Source organism: Arthrobacter sp. 05T442, assembly GCF_056395945.1.
In genome coordinates this window covers 308,778-322,842 of the sequence record NZ_JBFTKM010000003.1, presented here as the reverse complement: position 1 = coordinate 322,842, position 14,065 = coordinate 308,778, and the positions used below count along the sequence as shown (strand labels likewise).

The 14,065-nt window shown below is 66.6% G+C and carries 10 protein-coding genes, 1 tRNA gene and 1 rRNA gene; 5 read left to right on the top strand and 7 right to left on the bottom strand.

What is annotated here, in order from left to right; all coding sequences use genetic code 11:
- The first annotated feature begins 31 nt into the window (after nucleotides 1–31).
- Both rrf and AC1DES_RS06050 read left to right on the top strand, forming a co-directional pair.
- A 5S ribosomal RNA gene (gene rrf / locus AC1DES_RS06055) occupies nucleotides 32–148 on the top strand.
- Between the two features lie 154 nt (nucleotides 149–302).
- Nucleotides 303–803 (top strand): SRPBCC domain-containing protein, encoded by a 501-nt coding sequence (locus tag AC1DES_RS06050; RefSeq protein ID WP_476894782.1) that lies wholly within the window; start codon nucleotides 303–305, stop codon nucleotides 801–803.
- Between the two features lie 168 nt (nucleotides 804–971).
- Here the strand turns inward: AC1DES_RS06050 and AC1DES_RS06045 are convergent, their stop codons facing one another.
- Together AC1DES_RS06045 and AC1DES_RS06040 are read right to left on the bottom strand one after the other, a co-directional pair.
- Entirely contained in the window at nucleotides 972–2,003 is a 1,032-nt protein-coding gene (locus AC1DES_RS06045; protein ID WP_476894781.1) for a LacI family DNA-binding transcriptional regulator, read from the bottom strand.
- Between the two features lie 2 nt (nucleotides 2,004–2,005).
- The gene (locus tag AC1DES_RS06040; RefSeq protein ID WP_476894780.1) at nucleotides 2,006–3,784 is read right to left on the bottom strand and encodes a glycoside hydrolase family 13 protein; all 1,779 of its coding nucleotides are present in this window, start codon (nucleotides 3,782–3,784) and stop codon (nucleotides 2,006–2,008) included.
- A gap of 454 nt (nucleotides 3,785–4,238) precedes the next feature.
- Here AC1DES_RS06040 and AC1DES_RS06035 point away from each other — a divergent pair, with 454 nt between their 5' ends.
- The gene (locus AC1DES_RS06035) at nucleotides 4,239–5,609 is read left to right on the top strand and encodes an FAD-binding oxidoreductase (protein WP_476894779.1); all 1,371 of its coding nucleotides are present in this window, start codon (nucleotides 4,239–4,241) and stop codon (nucleotides 5,607–5,609) included.
- Between the two features lie 123 nt (nucleotides 5,610–5,732).
- Here AC1DES_RS06035 and AC1DES_RS06030 read toward each other — a convergent pair whose 3' ends face one another.
- From AC1DES_RS06030 to AC1DES_RS06015, 4 genes are all read right to left on the bottom strand, one after another.
- Complete coding sequence (locus AC1DES_RS06030) at nucleotides 5,733–7,148, bottom strand: DUF4032 domain-containing protein (protein ID WP_476894778.1); 1,416 nt, start codon at nucleotides 7,146–7,148, stop codon at nucleotides 5,733–5,735.
- Nucleotides 7,149–7,276: 128 nt separating this feature from the next.
- On the bottom strand, nucleotides 7,277–8,359 hold the full coding sequence (locus tag AC1DES_RS06025; protein WP_476894777.1) for an ABC transporter ATP-binding protein: 1,083 nt from the start codon (nucleotides 8,357–8,359) through the stop codon (nucleotides 7,277–7,279).
- Between the two features lie 278 nt (nucleotides 8,360–8,637).
- Nucleotides 8,638–9,477, bottom strand: coding sequence for a trehalose-phosphatase (gene otsB, locus AC1DES_RS06020; RefSeq protein ID WP_476894776.1), 840 nt, complete (start codon nucleotides 9,475–9,477; stop codon nucleotides 8,638–8,640).
- Nucleotides 9,467–10,876 carry an alpha,alpha-trehalose-phosphate synthase (UDP-forming) gene (locus tag AC1DES_RS06015; protein WP_476894775.1) on the bottom strand — a complete coding sequence of 470 codons (1,410 nt, stop codon included), beginning with the start codon at nucleotides 10,874–10,876 and terminating at the stop codon, nucleotides 9,467–9,469. Before AC1DES_RS06015 ends, otsB begins: the two co-directional genes overlap by 11 nt.
- A gap of 332 nt (nucleotides 10,877–11,208) precedes the next feature.
- Between AC1DES_RS06015 and AC1DES_RS06010 the strand changes: the two genes are divergently transcribed.
- Both AC1DES_RS06010 and AC1DES_RS06005 read left to right on the top strand, forming a co-directional pair.
- The gene (locus tag AC1DES_RS06010) at nucleotides 11,209–12,099 is read left to right on the top strand and encodes a DsbA family protein (RefSeq protein WP_476894774.1); all 891 of its coding nucleotides are present in this window, start codon (nucleotides 11,209–11,211) and stop codon (nucleotides 12,097–12,099) included.
- A 215-nt stretch (nucleotides 12,100–12,314) separates the two neighbouring features.
- Nucleotides 12,315–12,388 (top strand) — tRNA-Thr (locus AC1DES_RS06005).
- Between the two features lie 103 nt (nucleotides 12,389–12,491).
- On the opposite strand, the gene AC1DES_RS06000 is transcribed toward AC1DES_RS06005, so the two are convergent.
- Nucleotides 12,492–14,063, bottom strand: a complete 1,572-nt coding sequence (locus tag AC1DES_RS06000; protein WP_476894773.1) for an APC family permease — start codon at nucleotides 14,061–14,063, stop codon at nucleotides 12,492–12,494.
- Nucleotides 14,064–14,065 lie beyond the last annotated feature (2 nt).

Genomic DNA, 14,065 nt, shown 5'->3' with positions numbered 1-14,065 from the left:
GCCCACCGCGCATGGGGGCGGGTAACAGGGTTACGGCGGTCATAGCGTGGGGGAAACGCCCGGTCCCATCCCGAACCCGGAAGCTAAGACCCACAGCGCCGATGGTACTGCACCCGGGAGGGTGTGGGAGAGTAGGTCACCGCCGGACATAAATTAGAGCTCGAGCCCCGACAAGGAATGTCGGGGCTCGAGCCATTTAACCGCCATTCCCGAGACCCAGGTTGCCGGCAATCAGCACACCGGCTCGGACCGGACGGGGCCGTGAGAACCCGCCTGGACTGGCGCAGGTAAAGTAGATGCCCATGGACAACCTCTTCAGCCACGCTCCTGCCGACCAATCTGATGCTCCGGGACCGGAGGCGTCCGATGGGCTGGAGCCGTTCGTCTTCACGGTCGTCGTGCCTGGCGCTGTCGCCCGGGCTTTCGTGGGATTCACCGAACACACGCACCTCTGGTGGCCCCTTGAGGATCACAGCGTCTACGGCGCCGGCTCCTATGTGGAGTTCGAAGAGAACTTGATTCTGGAGACTGCGGATGACGGTCGGACAGCGATCTGGGGCTCGATCGACGACTGGCAGCCCCCGCTGTCCTTTCACGCCAGCTGGCACCCGGGAAGCTCCGCCGTGTGGTCTACGGAGCTGCGCGTCGCGTTCCGTGCTGTCGAAGGTGGCACCGAGCTCAGGTTGGTGCACAGCGGCTGGGAGGGCGCCGAGGATCCCGCCGCCACACGGGCGGGGTACATAGCTGGCTGGCCCGGCGTGCTGGATCGCTTCGTGCGCTTCATGGGCGGTGCCGGGGCCTGAGCGTGCCGGGCCTGCGGGTCGCATCGCGTCGCTCCTGCCCAGTTGCTTCGACGAGCGGTGCATGGACCCGGACGGCTTCCCCGGTTTTCAGGGCGCCGCGGCGCGGAGGGCGCAGCAATGGAGCGAGGAACCGGGCAGGAAGGCCGTCACCGAGGCGATAGCCGGCACTTAGCGCAACGGTACGGTGTCCACGGGAGGCACTGCGGTGCTGGAACGGATGACAAAGCGTGTCGGGTACTCGGTGTCTTCGGTGGCGGCGCCTGCGCCGACGTCGAGCCCCGCCAGCAGCCGTTGCACCGCCAGGGCGCCCTGGCCGCGCGCATCCTGGTCAATGGTCGTTAGCCCGAACACCCCGCCGAGCTCGTGCCCGTCGATGCCGATCACGGAGAGGTCGGACGGAACCCTGAGGCCGAAGTCACGGGCGGCGAGGATGGTGCCGATCGCCATTTCATCGGAAGCCGCGAAGACCGCAGTCGGGCGTTCCTCCGAGCCGCCCAGAAGCCGCCTGGCACTCGCGTAGGCGCCCTGTACGGTGAAGTCCGCTGAGACCTGCCACTCCGGCCGGACCGCCAGGCCCGCCGCCTTCATGGCCTTCTCGAAGCCGCCTTGGCGAGTGCCGGGCAGCCGGAAGTCCTGGTCATACGCCGCGTCACCGGTCATGTGGGCAATCTTGCTGTGTCCGAGCTGGATGAGGTGCCGGGCAGCCGACTCGGCGATGCCCGAGTCATCGATCCGGATGGTCGAGGCACCCGGCAGTGGTCCGCCGATTCCTACGATGGGCCGGTGAATGGCCAGCAACTGCCGGATCTCGGCCTCACTGAGTTCCAGCGACACGGCGATGACTGCATCAACACGCTTGCGGAGTAGGAAGTCGTTCAGCACCTTGTGCCGGCGCTCCTGCCCCTCGCTGACGTTGTACAGCGTGAGGTCGTACCCCGCATCGAGCAGGGTCGCCGAGACGCCTTCCACCACGGAGGAGAAGAACCAGCGGTGCACGGACGGAACCACGACACCGACGTTGTGGTTCCGTCCCGAGGCCAGGCTGGAGGCGTGATAGGAAAGCACAAACCCGAGCTCGGCAGCGGCCAGCCGGGCACGCTCGCGGCTGCGCGCCGAGACATTGCCCTTGCCGCTCAAGGCCCGCGAAACGGTGGCGATGGACAGGCCCGCCCGTTCCGCGACGTCCTTGATGCCGGGCATTCTCAGCTCTCCGCGTCCTCGATGTGGATTTCCAGCCAAACAGTTTCACCCGAGCCTAACCGATGGCCGGCTTCGCCCAGTTCCTCTGACTCGAACCCGGTGCCGGAAGGCTCGCTGCTGGTGCCGGAACTACGGAGGAGCACCTTTCCGTCGGGCAGATCCAGCGCCTCCCGGCCCACGTTGATCAGCACCAGGGTGGTGCCGTTGAGGTAGGCGAGGCTGGAATCGGTGCACCACTCTTCGAGCCAGGACAGCGATCCCTTGCCGAGCTCCAGCTCCCGCCGGAGAGCCAGCATCCGCCGGTACAGGAACAGGTGCGACGACGGCGTTGCGGCCTGGGCGTCCCGGGCCAGCTCATCGAAGCTCGCCGGCTGCGGCAGCCAGGGGTCCTGCCCGGCGCCGAAGCCGGAGTGGGGCGCTCCGCGCCGCCACGGCAGCGGAACGCGGCAGCCGTCACGGCCGAGGCGCTCACCACCGGTACGGCCGAATGTGGGATCCTGTCGCTGGCTGTCCGGAATGTCGATGGCGTCCGGGAGGCCGAGCTCCTCGCCCTGGTAGAGATAGGCGCCGCCTGGAAGGCCGAGCATGAACATCGAGGCTGCCGCTGCCCGGGCGCGGCCAAGGGCCTCGTCAGGCTGCGGATCGGAAGTGCCGATCCCGTCGCCGTCGCGGGGCGCGTGGCCGTCGTATCCGAAGCGGGTGGCGTGGCGGACGACGTCGTGGTTGGAGAGGACCCATGTGCTGGGCGCGCCGACGGAGTCCAGCGCCGTCAGCGACTCGGTGATCACGTGGCGCATATGACGCACATCCAGGCCGGCGTGGAGATAGGGGAAGTTGAATGCCTGGTGCATCTCGTCCGGACGGACCCAGTCCGCCAGGCGGGGGAGCGGGTCCACATTGGCCTCGGCGCAGAGGATGCGGTCCGGTCCGTATTCGGCGAGAATCCGCCGCCACTTCCGGTAGATGTCATGCAGCGCCGGCTGGCCGAACATCGGGGCGTCATGGCCCGGGTAGCCGTCGCAGCTGTTGCCGTCGGCCCGGCCGCCCCATTCCGGAAGCCCCGGAGCCTTGACGAGAGCGTGGGCCACGTCCACGCGGAACCCGGCAACCCCGCGGTCCAGCCAGAAGCGCAGGACGCGCTCGAATTCCTCGTGCACGGCGTCGTTGTCCCAGTTAAAGTCCGGCTGGGAGGTGTCGAAGAGGTGCAGATACCACTGGCCGGGCGTGCCGTCGGGTTCCGTGATCCGGGTCCACGCCGGGCCGCCGAAGTGGGACTGCCAATTATTCGGCGGCTCCTCGCCGAAGGCGCCACGTCCGTCCCGGAAGATGAACATGTCCCGCTCCCGGCTTCCGGCGGGCGCAGCCAAGGCCGCCTGGAACGCCTGGTGCTGGTCCGAGCAGTGGTTCGGGACGAGGTCCACGATCATGCGCAGGCCCAGCCGGGCGGCCTCCGTGATCATGGCGTCGAAGTCCGCGAGGGTGCCGAAGAGGGGATCGACGTCGCAGTAGTCGCTGACATCGTAGCCGGCGTCGCGCTGCGGGGAGCGGTAGAACGGGGAAAGCCAGACGGCGTCGATCTCCAGTTCCGCGAGCTTCGGCAGTTCGGCGGTGATGCCGGCGAGATCGCCGATGCCGTCCCCGTTCAGGTCCCGGAACGAGCGCGGATAGACCTGGTAGATGACGGCGGAGCGCCACCACCCGGGGATGCTGTCGGCGGGGTGGACCGGCGTCAGGGTGCCAATCAGGGCGGCGGGGGCGGCGAGTGCTGAATCAACGGACATGCCGGTAATCGTAAGGCTGATCGGTCGCAATTGAAAACGCTTCCAGTTATGTGTCGACCGCACCGCGTTCGACCACCGTATGGACATTCCCCAGGCGAATTTGCCCGCCTTTCCGGCCCATCCGGATGGCTTCCCCGGGCTGCAGGGGTTTGCGGGTCTCATGTGGCGGCTCGAGCTCCCGGCCGGCAGGTGGGCCGTCGAAGGCCAGGTCACCGTGTTCTTTGGAAGCGTTTGCACGTGTGACCCACATCATTGGCGGTGCGACGTCGGGTTGAGGCGTCAGCAAGCCGCGCTGCATTCATGACTGGGCAGATCAGGGCGGATGCGGCTGCCGGAACCGCCCTGATCTGCACCAGCGGCCCGGCGGCGGCCGCGTGGGTCCTGCCGGGACCCGGGTGCCGGTCCTGCGGCCGTAGACTGAAATCCGGATTCGATGGAGAACTGGAGAGACCGCATGCGCAGCATCATTGAGGAGCTGACCTCTGCCCTCGGCACGGCGAAAGTGGCCGGGGACCCGGACACGCTGGCCGTCTACGCCGTGGACCAGGCCCCGGTGCTGGACTACCAGCTCCCCCAGGCCGTGGTCCGTGCGGAATCGGTGGCCGACGTCCAGGCGACCGTCAGCGCCTGCGCCGCCCGCGGAATTGCCGTGGTGGCGCGCGGTGCGGGCACCGGCGTGTCCGGCGGCGCCCATGCCAGCGAGGGCTGCGTCGTCCTGAGCCTCGAACGAATGAACCGCATCCTGGACCTCAACCCCGACGATGAGACGGCCGTCGTGGAACCCGGTGTCATCAACGCGGACCTCAACGCCGCCGCTGCGGTGCACGGGCTCATGTATGCCCCGGACCCGGCCAGCTTCAAAATCTCCACCATCGGCGGCAACGTGGCCACCAACGCCGGCGGGCTTCGCTGTGCGAAGTACGGCGTGACGCGGGACTCGGTTCTGGCGCTCGACGTCGTGCTGGCGGACGGCTCGCTCATCCACACCGGCCACCAGACCTTCAAGGGCGTCGCAGGCTACGACCTCACCGGACTGTTCGTCGGTTCGGAGGGGACCTTGGGGATCGTCGTCGGCGTCACGGTCCGGCTCAAGTACCTGCCCCGCGAGGTGCACACGATTGCCGCCTTCTACCCGGACTTCCGGAGTGCCGCGGCGGGCGTCCTGGCTGTGGGCAGGGCGCGCGTGCAGCCGGCCATCATGGAATTGCTCGACGGCGGATCGCTCGCCCAGCTCGATGACGTCCACGGCTCGTCCCTGGCCGCGCGCGGCGCCTCCCTGCTGCTCATCCAGACCGACGGTTTTGGGGCCGCCGCCGAGGCTGCGGCCATCCGGCCTGTGCTGGCGGCCGGCGGCGCCGAGGTGACCATGGAGGCCAGCGCGGAGGCCGAGCGGCTCGTGGAACTGCGCCGTAACAGCCGCGGCGTCGAGGTCGACGACGAATACCGCGTGGGCGAGGACGTCGCCGTGCCGCGTTCGCGCCTCGTGGACTATGTCGCTGAGCTGGAAGCCATGGCTGCCGAGCACCAGGTCCGGCTCAAGGTCGTGGCGCACGCCGGGGACGGCAACCTCCACCCGACGTTCTGGGTGGACCGGAGTGACAGCGGCGTCGACGCTGACGCCATGACGCGCCTCGGCGCGGCCCTGGACAAGTCCATTACCGTGGCTTTGGCCATGGGCGGCACCATTACGGGGGAGCACGGCGTCGGCCAGTTCAAGCTGCGCTGGCTGGGCCTCGAGCAAAAAGAACCCGTGCGCGAACTGCAGCGCCGGATCAAGGAACTCTTCGACCCTTCGGGCATCCTCAACCCGGGCAAAGCGATTTAACCCGCACGGGCCACAACGTGTAAGCCCAAGTAGCTAGCAGCAGGGGCCGTTCTGAGGGCCCAGAACGGCCCCTGCTGCGAGTCAGTTGGGTGGGGCATCAGTAGGCGTGGCCCAGCGCGCAGCCTAGTCGTCGGAGTCCGGGTACTCGTCCTCATCCTCGTCGCCGTAGCGCGATTCCTCGGTCTCCACCTCGAGGATCTTGAGCATCGCCGTGTCCGGGTTGAGCATGATGGCCGCCTCGTCCCGGCGGTGGCGGAGCTCGGAGTCGATGTAGGACTGCACCGCCTCGGCCAGGGGGATGTGCCGGTTCTCCCTTTCGGACATGTACCAGCGGTGCTCCAGGATCTCGTGGACCGCCTCCGCCGGCTCGAGCTTGCCGGAGAGGTCGCGCGGGATGGAGCGCACGATCGGCTCGAAGATCTGGCTGACCCACAGGTGGGCGCTGTATTCCTCGTCCATGCCGGGGTTGTTGTCAGCCCTGAAGGAGTCCATATCGTTCAGGAGCCGCCGGGCCTGGTTTTCCTGCGCGTCCAGACCGGTCAGGCGCAGGAGCCGTCGCTGATGGTGCCCTGCGTCCACGACCTTGGGCTGCAGCTGGATGGTGGAGCCGTTCTGGGTGGTCTTGATGGCATATTCCTCGACGTCGAAGCCGAGTTCGTTGAGCTTGCGGATGCGGGCGGCCACGCGCCAGCGTTCACCGATCTCGAACGACTCCTTTTCGGTCAGCTCGGTCCACAGGCGCCGGTAACTGTCCATGATGAGTTCGCTGGTGGCCACAGGATCCACCTTCTCTTCGATGAGGCCTCCGTCGAGCAGGTCCATGAGCTCACCGGCGATGTTGACCCGGGCGATTTCGAGATCGTACTCACGCTGCCCGGTGGACAGGTCCGGGTACAGCTCGCCCGTCTCGGCGTCCACGAGGTACGCGGCGAAGGCGCCGGCATCGCGGCGGAACAGGGTGTTGGAGAGGGAGACGTCGCCCCAGTAGAAGCCGATCAGGTGCAGCCGGACCAGCAGGAGCGCCTGCGCGTCGATCAGGCGGGTCAGGGTGTCTTTGCGCAGCATCTGGGAGAAGAGCGCACGGTACGGCATGGAGAACTTGAGGTGCCGGGTAACCAGCACGGGGTTCAGCGGACGGCCGTCCGGGGTGGTGCGTCCGGTGATGACGGCCACCGGCTCCACGCAGGGGACGTCCAGCCGCGCGAGCTTGCGGAGCATGTGGTACTCGTGCCGGGCGATGTGCTCCGAAGTTTCCTTGATGGCGATCACGGACCCGCCGAGGTGGGCGAAGCGGACAATGTGGCGGGAGATGCCCCGGGGGAGGGCGGCGAGGTACTCGGCCGGCCAGTCCTCAAGGGCGACATGCCACGGCAGGTCCAACAGTTCGGGCTCGGTCGCGGCCGCGGTGATGCTCAGCGAACTGGAAGCGACGGAGGCCTTCTCATCGTTGGCGCTGGCGGCTTCGAACCGCGGCAGTTTCCCGATCTGACCGTAGTCGGTGGGTTCGTCGTGCCACTGGGCGTTGCTTTCCTCGGTCATGAACCAATTCTTCCGTACGAAGGGCGGCGGCCCTAACGAACGGGGCAACGCCGGCGAAATGGGGGCGCTTAACGGACGACGGCGGCCCTCCACTGGGGAGGACCGCCGTCGGATACGCGCAGAGGGGATCAGTCGCCGAGGCGCAGGCCCGTCTTGGTGTCGAACAGGTGTACGTGGCCCGACTGCGGACGAACCCAGATGGATTCACCCTTCATCGGCGGGCGGCGGCCGTCGACGCGGGCCACGATGTCGTGGCTCTGGCCGTCCAGGGTGGTGTGGCCGTAGACGTAGGCGTCGGCGCCGAGTTCCTCGACGACGTCGACCTCGACGTGGAGGCCCTCACCCTCCGGTGCGGTCTCGAGGTCTTCCGGACGCGAACCGACGGTGACCGTGCGGCCGTGCGCCTCTTCGAGGACATCGCGCGGTACGGGGTAGACGGTTCCGCCGAACTGCACGCCGCCGTCGACAACCGGAAGCTCGAGCAGGTTCATGGCGGGCGAGCCGATGAAGCCGGCCACGAAGACGTTCTTCGGCTTGTCGTAGAGGTTGCGCGGGGTGTCGACCTGCATCAGCAGACCGTCCTTGAGTACCGCAACGCGGTCGCCCATGGTCATGGCCTCGACCTGGTCGTGGGTCACGTAGACGGTGGTCACGCCGAGCCGGCGGGTCAGGGACGCAATCTGGGTGCGGGTCTGGACGCGGAGCTTGGCGTCCAGGTTGGACAGCGGCTCGTCCATGAGGAAGACCTGCGGGTTACGCACGATTGCGCGGCCCATGGCGACACGCTGGCGCTGGCCGCCGGAGAGCGCCTTGGGCTTGCGGTCCAGGTACGGCTCGAGGTCGAGCAGCTTGGCGGCTTCACGGACCCGCTCGGCACGCTCTTCCTTGCTGACGCCGGCAATCTTCAGCGCGAAGCCCATGTTGTCCGCGACAGTCATGTGCGGGTACAAGGCGTAGTTCTGGAAAACCATGGCGATGTCGCGGTCCTTGGGCGGAACGTCGGTGACATCGCGGTCGCCAATGAGGATACGGCCGGAGTTCACGTCCTCAAGACCTGCAAGCATGCGCAGGGAGGTCGACTTTCCACAGCCTGAGGGTCCGACGAGGACCAGGAACTCGCCATCGGCGATTTCAATGTTGAGCTTGTCAACAGCGGGCTTTTCGGTGCCCGGGTAAAGACGTGTTGCGTTATCAAAAGTAACTGTAGCCACAGTTATCAATCCCTTCACCGGCAGGTACGTGCCGGACGATCCGTAGTGAATGGTCTTTGTATGCAGTTGTTATTCAGTTATCCGCACGAGACGTGCGCATACTCCCCGGCCGAAGCCGAGGAGTATCCAATGACGCCGCACGGTTCTTGTGCGCCACATCACAATCAGAGTATGTCAGATATATGGCATTTGGGCCAAAATGTTACGGATGTCACATGTGATACCGCTTACCGGGCGTTGCGGGGCTCCCGCTGCAGGCCTGGCGGCCCAGGCGCTGACTACCCGCTGACTACCCGCCTGCGCTCCCTCAGGAGCGCCTCCAGGAACTCGCAGACGTGCTCGGGGGACTCCACCCGGAACTCGGCCTGGGTGAAATCGGGCCCCACTTTCACGCCCAGATCCCCGGGGAGCAGATGACCGAGGGCGTCCTCGTCGGTGGTGTCGTCACCGGCGAAGACCACGGTCGTCGCGCCGCATGCCTGCCGCAGGAAGTCGACTCCTTCGCCCTTGGAGGCGTTAACCACGGAGGTCTCCAGCACCCGGTTTCCGGATTTCACGAAAACGTCTTTGCGGTCCTGCAGGACAGCACGGGCGGCGGCCACCGCATCCTCGGCGACGTCGTCGGCGGCCAGCCTGGTGTGCAGCACGACGCCGGCCGGCTTGTCTTCCAGCAAAGTGCCCGGGGCCTGTTCCACGATTTCCTCGAGCATCTTGCGGACTTCCGCGAGCAGGTCCCGCTGGGCGTCGTCGAGCGTCAGCTGCGTGGAACCGGGCCCCATCCAGATTTCTGCCCCATGGCTGCCGATCAGCAGGGTGTTCTCCGGGGGGGAAGCGACCGCCCGCAGGCTGTCCAGCGCCCGTCCCGAGATCAGTGCCGTCGTCGTCCTGGGAAGCCCCGCCAGCCCGGCGAAGGCGGCCGCCGACCGCGGCAGCGCACGGGAGTCGGCCGCATGGTCCACGAGGGGCGCCATGGTGCCGTCGAAATCCATCGCCACGAGCAGGTGCCCGGTGCCTGCGACGCGCCGCACCGCCTCGAGCAGCCCCGGGGAGAGCGGGAGCGGCGTGGTGCCTGAGCTGTTGGTGCCGGCCTCGCCGGTACCGGCCGCGTCAGGAGTCATCGCGCACGACCTTCTCATCGAGGGCGGTCAGGAAGTCGGAGGACCAGAGGTCGACGTCGTGGTCCAGGATCTGCTTGCGCATCGCACGCATCCGGCGGGCAGCCTCGGCGGGCTGCATGTTCACGGCCTTCATGATGGTGTCCTTGAGACCGTCGATGTCATGCGGATTCATCAGCAACGCCTGCTTGAGCTGGTCCGCGGCGCCGGCGAACTCGCTGAGCACCAGCGCGCCGTCGTTGTTCGTCCGGGCGGTGACGTATTCTTTGGCCACGAGGTTCATGCCGTCGCGCAGCGCCGTAACAAGCATGACGTCGGCCGCGAGGTACAGCGCCACCATTTCTTCAATGGGGTAGCTGTGGTGCAGGTAGCGTACGGCAGTGTTCTCCATGGTGTCATAGGTGCCGTTGATGTGGCCAACGGTCCCTTCGACTTCCTCGCGCAGCAGGCGGTACTGCTCCACGCGTTCCCGGCTGGGGCTGGCCACCTGGATCAGGGATGCATCTTCCACCGTGACCTTGCCGTCGGCCAGCAGCTCCTCGTAGGCCTTGAGCCGGTGGCGGATGCCCTTCGTGTAGTCGAGACGGTCGACGCCGAGCAGGATGGTTTTCGGGTTCCCGAGGTCCCGGCGGATCTGGCGCGCGCGCTCGATGACTTCCGGATTCCGGGCCAGTTCGCTGATCTGCTTGACATCGATGGAAATCGGGAAGGCCTGGGCACGGGCGATATGGGTGGTGTCGCCGTCGTTGCCCTTGACGTGGACCTGCTGCTGCTTGACGCTGGCACCCAGGAAACGGCGGGCTGAGCGCATGAAGTTCCCGGCGTCGCTGCTGCGCTGGAAACCCACGAGGTCCGCACCCAGCAGGCCGTCGATGATCGCCCGGCGCCATGGCAATTGGGCGAAGATTTCCGGCGGCGGGAAGGGGATGTGGTTGAAGAACCCGATCCTCAGGTCCGGCCGCGCCTCACGGAGCATCTTCGGGACAAGCTGGAGTTGGTAGTCCTGCACCCAGACCGTCGCGCCGGAGTTTGCGTGGTGGATGACGGCGTCGGCGAACCTTCGGTTGACCTTCCGGTACGAGTCCCACCAGGCGCGGTGGAACTCCGGCGGGGCGATCACGTCGTGGTACAACGGCCAAAGGGTCGCGTTGGAAAAACCCTCGTAGAAGAGCTCGATGTCCTGGGTGCTCAGCTGGACCGGGACGAGATCAATGCCGCCATGGCTGAACGGCTCGACGTGCTCGTCCGGCGCGCCGTGCCAGCCCACCCAGGCGCCGTCGGTCTTGGTCATCATGGGCGCCAGCGCCGTCACGAGTCCGCCGGGGGAGCGGCGCCAGCCGTCATCGCAACCGCGCTCGTCCGGAGTGCAACGGTCAACGGGCAGGCGGTTGGAAACCACCATGAAGTCATACTGTGCCGCGGCATCCTCTGCGCCACCGTCAGGGCCGGCCTTGCTTCCGGACTTCGGGTCCGTCCTTTTGGATCTCGGCGCGGTCTCATTCGCCGTGTCGGCGGTGGCCGAACCGGCATGATCTGCGTGGTCGGTTGCTTCCATTGGTGCCCCCTGGGGTCGCTGTGGCTCTCAACCCACCCTAGCTGGATGGAATCTTCCGGGCTATTCGCCCGTTGGGGAGGCGGGACGGAAACTTGAAGGCGCAAGCTCCCGGGTTTCTCCCCTAAAATGATGAAATTGCCAATGAGTGGACCTTCCAGGCCGATCGACACGAGGAATTAATGAGCCCCGCAAACGAACCCCGACCGTCCAAGGCGGAGCGCACCGCCGCGGCCCGCGAGAAAGCCCGTGAGATCCGCGAGGCTCAGCTGAAGAAGGACAAGCGCAACAAGCGGCTCATCGGCTGGGGCATTGTTGTGGCCGTCGTGGCAATCCTCGCAATCGTGGCCCTCGTCATCACGACCGGGATCAAGAACAACGCTCCGGTCGCCGACAACGGACCCACCCCGGCCAACGGCAACGTTCACGGCGGTGTCACTCTCCTTGCCAATACCGACGTCGCGAAGTCTAATGCCGGGACGGTGAAGATCGCTGATCTTCCGTCGGCGCCGGCCACGCCGCCCGCGGAGGTCACCGCGCCCGGTGCCGAGGCCGAAGCCGGCAAGCCGGTCAAGGTGGTCCTCTACGTCGACTTCATCTGCCCGGTGTGCAAGAACTTCGAGGCGCAGTACAACGACACGCTCACCAAGCTGCGCAACGACGGCAAGATCACGGTGGAATACCGCCCGCTGGGCTTCCTGGACAGCCGCTCCACCACCAACTACTCCTCGCGCGCGGCCAACGCTGCTGCCTGTGTAGCGAACACGTCCCCGGAGAAATACGCGGACTTCTTCAACGCGCTCTATGACAAGCAGCCGGCCGAAGGCTCTGCCGGCCTTTCGGACTCGGATCTGAAGAAGATGGCCACCGACGCCGGGGCCCAGAACATCGACAAGTGCGTGGATGACAAGACGTACCGGCCGTACGTCAAGTACGCCACGCAGGAGGCCCAGGCCATCGGGGTCACCGGCACACCGACCGTCTTCGTCGAGGGCAAGCAGTGGGGCAAGGGCGACAGCGCCCAGACACCGTTCGACCAGTTCCTGCAGACAGCCATCGACGCCAAGAAGTAGGGGCCCAAGAAGCAACGGTGCCCGCGCGGGGTAGTCGCGTGGCAGCTGCGCGGCCGTCAGGGAGGCCCTGTCCCGGATTCGTCCGGGACAGGGCCTTCCCGTTTGCTTCGCAGCCTGCGCCGTCGCCGTTTTTACCACCGGGCGTCCGTGGGCTAACCTTATCTAGCGTCCAGGCGCCGGCCCTTTTGCGGCCAGGTACCGGGCGGCACAGGAATGCCTCCTTAGCTCAGTTGGCCAGAGCACCGCTCTTGTAAAGCGGGGGTCGTCGGTTCGAATCCGACAGGGGGCCCAGAGAAAACCCCGCCAGCTCCGATCATGCATCGGAACTGGCGGGGTTTTTGCTGTCGCGGAGGCTGTCGCGACGGCCGCTGTACGGGTCAAGAACCCGGAGCCTACTCCGGGATCACCAGCGCGGGGGTGTCCTTGCGGATGGTTTCGCCGCGGAAGAATCCCGGATGGAACCGGGCCGCCAGGAGCATGACCACCGTGCCCAGCAACAGGATTCCGATCCCGATGATGAACACCAGGCCCACCCCGAAGATCTCGGAGCCGCTGCCGAACTCGGGAGCCCAGCTGTCCACCGCTGTCTGGAAGAACACCACGGTGAGCACCAGGCCGCCGATCACCGGGAACAGCAGGCGCATGAAGACGTTCCGGACGCTGGAGAACAGGCTGTGCCGGAAGTACCACGTGCAGGCGAACGCGGTCAGGGCGTAGTAGAAGCAGATCATCAGGCCCAGGGCCATGATGGTGTCGTTGAGGACGTTTTCGCTGACCACCTTCATGACCGCGTAGAACCCGCCGGAGATCAGGCCGGCCACGACTGTGGCGTAGCCCGGCGAACCGAAGCGCTTGCTGACCGTAGCAAAGCGCGGCGGGAGCGCCCCGTAGTGGCCCATGGCCAGCAGGCTGCGGGCCGGGGACGCCATCGTGGACTGCAGGGATGATGCGGTGCCGGACAGCACCGCCAGGGACATCAGGATGGCAAGCGGGCCCATCACGGGGGAGGCCAGCGCGGCAAAGACGTTCTGCTGGCTGTCCGGGTTGTTCAGCCCGATGCCGTCCCCGCCCACGCCGGCCACCATCATGGTCGCCACGATCACGGCGATGTACAGGCCGAGGACGGCGATCGCCGTCGTCGTGCCCGCCTTGCCGGCCGTTCCCTTGCCGCCCTTGGTCTCCTCGTTCACGGTCAGGCAGACATCCCAGCCCCAGTAGACGAAGACCGCCAGGGACATGCCGGCCGTGAACTGCTCAAAGCTTTCGATCTTCGTGGGGTTGAACCAGTCCCAGCTGAAGCCGATGGCGGTGGGGGAATCCCCTGAGGCGGCGTGGGTGAGCGCCATGACGATGAAGATGGCCAGGACGACGACCTGGAACCCGACCATGCTGTACTGCACCAGCTTGGTGGCATGCAGGCCGCGGTAGCTGATCCAGACCGCGAGTGCCACGAACACCAGGCAGGTGGCGATGTTCAGCGCCTTGTTGGAGGTCAGGTCCGCGAGCTCGGGGTTGCCGAAGACCTGGGCCAGGAAGAGGTAGAAGAAGTCCACCGCGACGCCGGCCAGGTTGGAGAGGACGATGATGTTTGCCGCCAGCAGTCCCCAGCCGCCCATCCAGCCGACGTACGGGCCGAAGGCCTTGGTGGCCCACGTGAACGTGGTGCCGCTGTCCGGGGAGTCGGCGTTGAGCTCGCGGTAGGCGAACGCCACCAGGATCATGGGGATGAACGCGATGATGAAGATCGCCGGGAGCTGCACTCCCACGGCGCCGACGGCGGGTCCCAGCGAGCTCGTGAGGCTGTAGGCGGGCGCCACGGAGGAAATGCCAAGGACGACGACGGCGAGCAGGCCGAGCTGTCCGCCCTTGAGTCCCTTGCCGGTAATGCCGTGCTTCGAACCGGCGGGGTCAACCACGTCGTGGGGAGAGGATGCGCCGCGTTCGCGGCCGATCGTTTGACTCATGT

Bases quoted from the DNA above. Each gene is read 5' to 3' on its own strand.
- AC1DES_RS06015 (WP_476894775.1), bottom strand. From the start codon at position 10,876: ATGGTGGTTTCCAACCGCCTGCCCGTTGACCGTTGCACTCCGGACGAG.
- AC1DES_RS06035 (WP_476894779.1), top strand. From the start codon at position 4,239: ATGCGCAGCATCATTGAGGAGCTGACCTCTGCCCTCGGCACGGCGAAA.
- AC1DES_RS06030 (WP_476894778.1), bottom strand. From the start codon at position 7,148: ATGACCGAGGAAAGCAACGCCCAGTGGCACGACGAACCCACCGACTAC.
- otsB (WP_476894776.1), bottom strand. From the start codon at position 9,477: ATGACTCCTGACGCGGCCGGTACCGGCGAGGCCGGCACCAACAGCTCA.
- AC1DES_RS06050 (WP_476894782.1), top strand. From the start codon at position 303: ATGGACAACCTCTTCAGCCACGCTCCTGCCGACCAATCTGATGCTCCG.
- AC1DES_RS06010 (WP_476894774.1), top strand. From the start codon at position 11,209: ATGAGCCCCGCAAACGAACCCCGACCGTCCAAGGCGGAGCGCACCGCC.
- AC1DES_RS06045 (WP_476894781.1), bottom strand. From the start codon at position 2,003: ATGCCCGGCATCAAGGACGTCGCGGAACGGGCGGGCCTGTCCATCGCC.
- AC1DES_RS06040 (WP_476894780.1), bottom strand. From the start codon at position 3,784: ATGTCCGTTGATTCAGCACTCGCCGCCCCCGCCGCCCTGATTGGCACC.
- AC1DES_RS06000 (WP_476894773.1), bottom strand. From the start codon at position 14,063: ATGAGTCAAACGATCGGCCGCGAACGCGGCGCATCCTCTCCCCACGAC.